Genomic DNA, 7,871 nt, shown 5'->3' on the forward strand with positions numbered 1-7,871 from the left:
AACTGACTGGCATTAAGCATATGCTGGCTTGTTTAGGGTTGGGTGGACTGTTTTGTCTTGCTTTATTGCTTATGCAGCGTCTACACCTTGAGCAGCGGGTTTGGCAGCTTGTCCGGCCATTAACTCGCTTGGATCAAAGTCATCTACATTAATCACCGCAAGGCGCTTAGCTTCAACTTCCGCGAGTTGCGCGGCTTCATCTTCATTAAGAATATTTGCTTCAAGCCCCATTTTGGCGACTTTGTCTAATTGTGTGAATGGAAGCTTTTGTCCTTTCGCACGGCAGACTTTGTCAAATATAGGTTCTACAGCAAGAATATCTTTTAATGTCTGTTCTTGTTTGCCTATTAGGTTCAAAGGTTCGTTGGTTAAATAAATATGGGCAGCCAGTCTATCTCTTGATTCATTTGGTGTTTGTAACAAATGCGCAAGTTTGTGTTCTAGCGTGTCGGTTGGTTTGCGGATCGGTCTACCAAACGGGAATAAGACCAGCTTTAATGCAGCACGTAATGGCGCTGATGGCATATTATTTATTAAGTCAGCCAAGGCTCGTTGACACAAGTATAAGTGCTCCTGACAGCTCCACTGTACAAATGGCAAATCTTCTTTTTTACGACCTTCATCGTTGTAACGCTTGAGTGTTGCAGAAACAAGGTAAAGATAACTTAATAAATCACCTAGTCGCGCAGAGATACGCTCTTTTCGTTTCAATGAGCCACCAAATACAGCCATACAGATGTCAGACATAAGCGCTAAAGAGGCGCTATATCGACTGGCGTTGCGATAGAAAACGGCTGTTTCATCGTTATAAGGCACTTTGGTAAAGCGCGCTCCTGTCAGTGCTAACCATTTGGTACGAACAAGGTTCGATATGGTGAAGCCGATATGACCCATTAAAGATGAGTCGAAACTGTCTAAAGCGGCCTGTTTATCTGTCATGCCAACCGCATTGAGTTCAGCAAGTACAAAAGGGTGACAGCGAATGGCACCTTGTCCGTATATGATCATGTTGCGGGTTAATATATTTGCGCCCTCAACCGTAATTGCAATTGGCGCGCCTTGATAGCCTCTTCCCAAGTAATTATTAGGTCCAAGACAGATCCCTTTACCACCATGAATATCCATGGCGTGCATCGTTGAAGTACGCATTTGTTCTGTTAAGTGGTATTTCAAGATTGCAGAGACGACTGAAGGCTTTTCACCTAAGTCAACCGCGCCAGTAGACATGGTCACAGCTGCGTCAGTGCTGTACGCATACCCTGCTAATTTCGCCAGTGATTCTTCTATACCTTCCATTTTGCCAATTGGAAGCCTAAATTGACGACGAATACGACTATATGCACCACTTGCTAATGCCAGTGATTTTATACCGCCGGTTGAGTTTGATGGCAGAGTAATAGCACGTCCAACAGACAAGCACTCAACCAACATGCGCCAACCTTGACCTGCCATTTCAGGCCCACCTATGATGTAATCAATTGGGACAAAGATGTCATCGCCTTGTGTCGGACCATTTTGAAATGGCACGTTCAATGGAAAGTGGCGGCGACCAATTTTAACGCCTGGGGTTGTGGTTGGGATCAAAGCACATGTAATACCTGGTTCTTTATTATCACCTAACAGCCCATCAGGGTCTCTGAGCTTGAATGCTAACCCAAGTACTGTTGCAACAGGGGCTAATGTAATATAACGCTTGTTCCACGTTAATCGGATGCCGAGTGTTTCTTTTCCTTCCCATTCTCCTTTACAGACTATACCAAAGTCAGGAATGGCTGATGCGTCAGAACCAGCTTCCGGAGAGGTGAGTGCAAAGCATGGGATTTCTTGCCCTTTAGCAAGTCTAGGAAGATAATGGTCTTTCTGTGCTTTAGTACCATAATGCTGAAGTAGCTCACCTGGCCCGAGAGAGTTAGGCACGCCGACGATAGAAGATAGCAAGGTTGATTTACTGGTTAGCTTTTGTAGTACGCATGATTGCGCGTAAGCAGAGAATTCAAGCCCACCATACTGTTTCTTAATTATCATGGCGAAAAACTTATTGTCTTTTAAGTATTGCCATACATCCTGTGGTAAGTCGGTCAGTTCATGAGTTGCTTGCCAATCGTCTAGCATCGCACAAACTTCTTCAACAGGGCCGTCTAGGAAAGCTTGTTCCTCAACGGTGAGTCTTGGTTTTGGATATTGGTGTAGTTTATCCCAATTTGGGTTACCACAAAATAAATCTGCTTCCCACCAAGTTGTCCCTGCGTCGATAGCTGACTTTTCAGTATCAGACATCGTCGGTGTTACTTTTTTAAATACTTTGAATAGAGGGGCAATAACATACTGTTGGCGAATGTTCGTAAGAGATAATGGCACAGCAATAGCTAAGAAAATTAACCATGAAAGTGCACCAAATGCTCCAGAGAGCGTGCCGATAATTAATGTTACAGCAGCCACACCAACACAAGTGTTCCAGCTAGCCCTATGATAGCTTGCTGCGCTGAGTAGAGCGAGCAATGCCAATGTAAATATGAGTGTCATTTTGTTCTTCCTTATTAGAGGTCTGACCACCTATTAAGGTTAGCGGCTAAGGCAAATATTTACAAGAGAAAATATAAGGACTTTCAATTTGATTATTTAATGTGAATCATTGATTGTTGCGCCCAGTGTATGCCCCGCTTTAAGCACTAAAAATATGAGTTAGCATGATTTATGCGATGAGAATCATGGTCTGTATAAGACGTTCTATTGTGTTTTATTTATATATTTAAAGTTGTATTTATGTTTTTTTGATCTATTTTTAAGTGAATCATAAATCAGGAAGGAACCTAAAATGATGAACACTGCAATTTCAATTTTTGTATCTTTAATCGCAACATGGATGTCTTTTAATATCTACACGCCTGCCGTTTTTGTTAGCTTGTTCTTTTGTCTCGTGAGTGCATACTTTGGCTACAATCGCTGTGTATACACTGCATTGTTTATTGCGTTTAGCAGCATTACAGCCATTCTTATGAGTCCGCTTATTTTGTTGCCAGAGCAAAAACAGGCCACTTTGATGGTGTTAATACTTATTATCGTTATGTTTGTAGGGATTGGAGCTGGCGTTCATAAGTTAAAAGGGCATTAAGTTATATCTCCGTGCTGTTGACACTCGCATTTGCTAAAGGCTTAGGTATACAATATGACGCAAAGTGCGTACTTGGGAACAACAGATGAAGATCCTTGCAGATCAAAATATGCCATTGGTAGAAGAGTACTTCTCAGATTTAGGCGAAGTAAAGCGTTTTGATGGTCGCAACTTAGCATCAGAAGCGCTAAGGGATGTGGATGTGTTATTAACGCGTTCGGTGACCCAAGTAAATAAAGATTTACTCAGTGAAGCGAACCAACTTAAGTTTGTCGGTACAGCCACAATCGGAATCGATCATATTGATACCGAACTGTTGGCCCAGAATAATATTGCGTTTAGTAGTGCACCTGGTTGCAATGCGATAGCTGTCGCGGAATATGTGATCAGTGCTTTATATGCTTATAGCCAAGAAACAAATACCAAATTGGCTGGTAAAACATTAGCTATTATTGGGGTTGGTAGTATTGGGCAATGTTTACGTGACAAATTATTGGGCATGGGGATCGAACTGCTATTGTGCGACCCGATCCGTTACGAGAATGGTACGCTTAACGAGCATATTGAATTAGATACCGCGTTAAGCAAGGCTGATTTTGTGACGTTTCATGTGCCTTTAATTAAAAGTGGTGAGCATAAAACGCATCACTTGCTAAACGCAGAGCGCATCAACAAGCTAAAATCTGGGATGCTTGTTATTAATGCCAGCCGAGGTGAAGTTATCGACAATCAAGCGTTGTTAACGGCATTAGAATCTGGGAAAAAGTTAGAGCTGGTATTAGATGTATGGGAGAATGAGCCCAATATACTGACTGATTTGCTCTCTTATGTGAGATTTTCGAGTGTACATATTGCTGGCCACACTCAAGAAGGCAAAGCGCGCGGTACGCAAATGTTATATCAAGGTGTTTGTCGTTTATTTGATGTGGCAGCAACCAAAACATTGGCTGATTTCTTGCCAATTCCGGCGCTTACTAAATGTCAAATAGAGCAAACGTTAACCGAACATGATTTAGGCAGAATAGTCCACTTAGTATATGACATTCGCCGTGATGATGGATTGTTACGGGCGAACTTGCAAAACCAAGGTTTTGATAGCCTACGTAAGAATTATCCACCACGTAGAGAGTTCAGTACGCTGAGTATAGAAAACCGCAGTGAGCATGGTGCTATGTTAGCGCAGCTTGGCTTTAATGTAATAGAAAAGAATGAGGAATAACATGTCGCAAAAATTTAATGTGGCAGTACTAGGCGCAACGGGACTCGTTGGACGCCAAATTATTGAAACTTTACAAGATAGAAAATTTCCAGTTGACCAACTTTTTGCACTTGCAAGCAGTCGAAGTGCTGGTGAAGACATTGATTTTCGCGGCGAAAAAATTGAAGTCATTGATGTTGAAAAGTTTGATTTCTCTCAGGCACACATAGGTCTATTTTCAGCAGGCGGTAGCGTGTCAGAAAAATATGCTCCAATCGCGGCTGAAGCGGGTTGTGTGGTGATCGATAATACATCACATTTTAGATATGACTTTGATGTGCCGTTGATAGTGCCTGAAGTTAATAAAGACAGTTTAGCCGATTTTCGTAATCGAAATATTATTGCGAACCCAAACTGCTCAACTATCCAAATGATGGTTGCTTTAAAGCCAATATATGATGCATATGGTATAGATAGAATTAATGTATCTACCTATCAGGCTGTGTCAGGTGCGGGTAAAGAAGCCGTTGATGAATTAGCTAAGCAAACGGCTAATTTAATGAATGCTCGTCCGATGGAAAATACTATATTTACCAAGCAGATTGCGTTTAACGTTATCCCACAAATCGATACTTTCCAAGAAAATGGCTATACTAAAGAAGAAATGAAAATGGTGTGGGAAACGCAAAAAATATTGGGTGATAGCAGTGTATTGGTTAACCCTACCGCTGTAAGGGTACCTGTATTTTTTGGTCATGCTGAATCTATTCATTTAGAAACACGCATGCCACATGATATTGAGCATATAAAACAATTGCTTAATGAAGCCCCTGGCGTTGAATTTATTGAAGATGAGCAAGATTATCCAACGCCTGTGAGTGATGCCAGTGGTAACGACACAGTCTATGTTGGCCGTTTACGTCAGGATATTTCGCATCCTCATGGTTTAAATTTGTGGGTTGTATCGGATAATACGCGTAAAGGTGCTGCCACTAATAGCGTACAGATAGCTGAAGAGTTGATAGAAAATTATATGTAATTCATTAGCTTATTAGCATAAAGCTGCTGAGCGGCAGCTTTTATCCTCCATAGTGTAATTTTACGCCAAAGATTTGACCTTTTGAAAACTAAGTAGTTTTCTCTCTCATCATAAACTATTATAAGCATGTTAAATTTCAATACGTTGCAATGGATATTCGTAGACAACTGGTTTATAGTTTGCAATTGGAATAGAGCTTGCAAAAGCTACCTTTAGCATTATTAAAATGTTTGGCGAGATGCTGAACAATGTACAGAAAGGATCAACATGCGCGGTTTTGTCTTTTTTTGTATCTTTGCGTCTGCATTGATCACTATGCCAGTTTTTACGCAAGAGGCTGCTCAAATTAAAGGGCCTAAAGGCGCAGATTATGGCATGCAAGGCCGAACTATAGGGCCAATAAAACCTTCCGACACTTTATGGCGTATTGCTAAAAAGGTGCGCAACGACGAGTCCGTGACTATTTATCAAGTCATGAGTGCATTTTATACAAAAAATCCAGATGCTTTCTTAGATAAAAACCTCAACCATATGCGTGATGGTGCTTATTTGCGTATTCCGACCTTAGGTGAAATGCGTAAAGAAAATCCCGTGTTTGCGAAGCAAAAGTCGGATCAAGATGATGCGTTATGGGAAATGAAGAAAAATGGCATGCTTGATAATGGCACGATTGAGCAAGCCCAGAAAAAAGTGACTCAAGCGCGAAAAGTTGATGTAGAAGAGGCAAAAGTCGAATTAGCAAATAGACTCAAATCTTTGCAAATGGATCAGGATTCCAAGTTATTAGAACTACAAAATCAATTTAAAAGCTCAGTTCGTAATGTTGAAGATATTCTTAAAGAAAATAATAAACTTAAGCAAAAACTCGGCGATATCTCAGATGAATTGAAAAATGTTCAGCAGCAATTGGGTCAAGATAGCCAAATACAACAACAGCTTAAGTCACTGATCGATTTACAAAACGAATTATTAGCAGAACAAGCAGTGCAAAAGCAGCAAGATTCGGGTATGAGCGGTGAATCACTGATGTCTAACCCGTTTATGTTGTTATTGATGTCAATATTACCAGCCTTACTTGCAATTGGTGGTGTTGTCTTTTTCTTGAAAAAACGTAATAAAGATGAAGCCACTGATGGTAGTGGAGAAGATGACTTCCTACCTCAAGCCCCGGTTGCCGCTGATCCTCTTGACCTCGATATAGCACCAGCCGCCGCACCGGAACCAATTGATGAAGGTGTCCAGCTCGATGACGATATGTTACCGGAAGATGATGACATCATGTTTGACTCGTTGGGAAATGATGCTTTTGAAGAGGGAAATGACACATTAGATCAAGATGAGCTCGATGGTTTACTCAGTGACGACATTGTATTTGATGATGAAAATGATGGGCTTGATAGTGGCGATGATCTCGATGACTTCTTACAACAAAACTTTGATGAACCAGATGGATTAGGTGATGAAGTTGCATTGGATATAGAGCAAGACTCCGGTGATATTTTAAATGACGGAGACATTGACGATCTATTCAACGAAGTATCAAGTGTTGATGATAGTAATGACGATGAACTTGATATCAGTGATGATGCGCTAGCTGCTTTAAGTGAAGAACTCGCTGAAGACTCACAAGAAGATGTAGATATAGATTCAATTTTAGATGAGACGTCGAGTGAACCTGATGTTGACTCCCTGTTAGAGTCCAACGGGCAAGAAACTGTTGAATCGTCAGACAATTTAGATCTGGATGATATCGATAGCTTGCTAGATGAAGCTGGCAGCAGTGATGCGAAAAGTGAAGTGGAAGATTTCGATATCGATGATATTGATGGGTTATTGGACGAAGTTGCGACGGAGTCTGACGATACCTCATCGGAAGATGAATTTGATATAGATGATATCGATGGTTTGATTGACGAAGCGGGCTCTGAAGAGGAGGTCTTATCATCTGAAGATGAATTTGACATAGATGATATCGACGGTTTGATTGACGAAGCGGGCTCTGAAGAGGAAGCCTTATCATCTGAAGATGAATTTGATATAGATGATATCGAAGGTTTGATTGACGAAGCGGGCTCAGAAGAGGAGGCCTTATCATCTGAAGATGAATTTGATATTGATGATATCGATGGTTTGATTGATGAAGCGGCACCTCAAGCACAAGCGTCATCATTAGAAGAAGAGTTAGATAGTGATGATATCGATGGATTGATTGATGAAGCGGCACCTCAAGTACAAGGGTCATCATTAGCAGAAGAGTTTGATGTTGATGATATCGATGGTCTGATTGACGAAGCGGGCTCTGAAGAGGAGGCTTTATCATCTGAAAATGAATTTGATATTGATGATATCGATGGCTTATTGGATCAGGCTGAACTAGAAATGGAAGCGCCTTCTTTAGAAGAAGAGTTTGAGGCTGACAATATCAACGATTTGGTCGAAGAAGCAGATGAATTAGGTGCGTTAGTTGATGAAGATGAGCCTGAGCTTACTGACACTGACTTAGATGTTGCAGCAGCGCCCGA

Annotated in this window: 5 protein-coding genes; 4 read left to right on the top strand and 1 reads right to left on the bottom strand. The window is 41.2% G+C overall.

Annotated features, from left to right (window positions below; all coding sequences use genetic code 11):
- Positions 1–69: 69 nt before the first annotated feature.
- The gene (gene fadE, locus CWC18_RS16470) at positions 70–2,523 is read right to left on the bottom strand and encodes an acyl-CoA dehydrogenase FadE (RefSeq protein WP_138592427.1); all 2,454 of its coding nucleotides are present in this window, start codon (positions 2,521–2,523) and stop codon (positions 70–72) included.
- Between the two features lie 292 nt (positions 2,524–2,815).
- Here fadE and CWC18_RS16475 point away from each other — a divergent pair, with 292 nt between their 5' ends.
- The 4 genes from CWC18_RS16475 to CWC18_RS16490 form a co-directional block, all read left to right on the top strand.
- Positions 2,816–3,112 (top strand): DUF6419 family natural product biosynthesis protein, encoded by a 297-nt coding sequence (locus tag CWC18_RS16475; protein ID WP_138592428.1) that lies wholly within the window; start codon positions 2,816–2,818, stop codon positions 3,110–3,112.
- A gap of 85 nt (positions 3,113–3,197) precedes the next feature.
- Positions 3,198–4,331, top strand: a complete 1,134-nt coding sequence (locus CWC18_RS16480; protein WP_138592429.1) for a 4-phosphoerythronate dehydrogenase — start codon at positions 3,198–3,200, stop codon at positions 4,329–4,331.
- Between the two features lies 1 nt (position 4,332).
- Positions 4,333–5,349: an aspartate-semialdehyde dehydrogenase gene (locus tag CWC18_RS16485; RefSeq protein ID WP_138592430.1), complete on the top strand. Its 1,017-nt coding sequence runs from the start codon at positions 4,333–4,335 to the stop codon at positions 5,347–5,349.
- A gap of 267 nt (positions 5,350–5,616) precedes the next feature.
- On the top strand, positions 5,617–7,871 hold a 2,255-nt coding region (locus tag CWC18_RS16490), incomplete at its 3' end, for a FimV/HubP family polar landmark protein (protein WP_283957032.1).

The organism is Pseudoalteromonas aurantia, assembly GCF_005886875.1.
GTDB classification, from domain to species: Bacteria; Pseudomonadota; Gammaproteobacteria; order Enterobacterales; family Alteromonadaceae; genus Pseudoalteromonas; species Pseudoalteromonas aurantia_A.

Coding starts and splice junctions, on each gene's coding strand:
- fadE (WP_138592427.1), bottom strand. CDS start 2,523: ATGACACTCATATTTACATTGGCATTGCTCGCTCTACTCAGCGCAGCA.
- CWC18_RS16475 (WP_138592428.1), top strand. CDS start 2,816: ATGATGAACACTGCAATTTCAATTTTTGTATCTTTAATCGCAACATGG.
- CWC18_RS16480 (WP_138592429.1), top strand. CDS start 3,198: ATGAAGATCCTTGCAGATCAAAATATGCCATTGGTAGAAGAGTACTTC.
- CWC18_RS16485 (WP_138592430.1), top strand. CDS start 4,333: ATGTCGCAAAAATTTAATGTGGCAGTACTAGGCGCAACGGGACTCGTT.